Origin of the sequence: Comamonas sp. B-9, from assembly GCF_000410635.1 — a bacterium.
Classification (GTDB): domain Bacteria; phylum Pseudomonadota; class Gammaproteobacteria; order Burkholderiales; family Burkholderiaceae_C; genus Comamonas.
Genome location: NZ_KE148678.1, coordinates 282 through 904 on the forward strand (window position 1 = coordinate 282; position 623 = coordinate 904).

General features: G+C 71.1%; 1 protein-coding gene. It reads right to left on the minus strand.

The window, feature by feature from the left end; all coding sequences use genetic code 11:
- Positions 1–623 (minus strand): MBL fold metallo-hydrolase (locus H928_RS31205; protein ID WP_239645079.1); only part of this gene is annotated, 623 nt, incomplete at both ends.

The window sequence follows — 623 nt, forward strand, 5'->3', positions numbered from 1 at the left end:
CGCGCCGGGCAGCACGGTATCGCCCACCAGTGCCAGCTGCAGCTGAGTGCCTTCATGCAGCAGGTAGGCGGTGGAGTCTTCGGTGTGGCCGGGCAGCGCCAGGCGGCTTAAGCGGTAGGCGCCCAGCGTGATCTGCGTGGCGCCTTGGGGCCAGCCCAGCGTATCGACCGCGCCCGTGGCTTGCAGCGCAGCGGGCACGGCAGCGCGCAGCTCGGCCGCCGATGAGGCATGGTCGCCATGGCTGTGGGTATCGAGCACGGCCGCCAGGGTAAAGCCCCGGCAGCGCAGCCATTGCGCCAGGCGCTCGACCATCTCGGGCAGCGGATCGACGACCACACAGCGCTGGCTGGCAGCATCGGCCAGCAGGTAGCAGCAGGCGCCGTCAACGACAAAGCGCGTCAGCAGCGGGGCTGTGCCATGGGCGGTGTCGTCAGGCGCTTCCACCAGACAGTTCGCGCGCAGTGCCGCGCCGCAGGCGCGGATGCGCTGGCAGGCCTCGGCAATCATCTCGGCCGGGTCGGCCGCGCCAAAGGACATGCGCACCGCAGCAGCCGTCTGCCAGGCGGGCAGGCCCATGGCCTCGAGCACATAGCTGGGCTGGGCCTTGCTGGCACTGCAGGCCG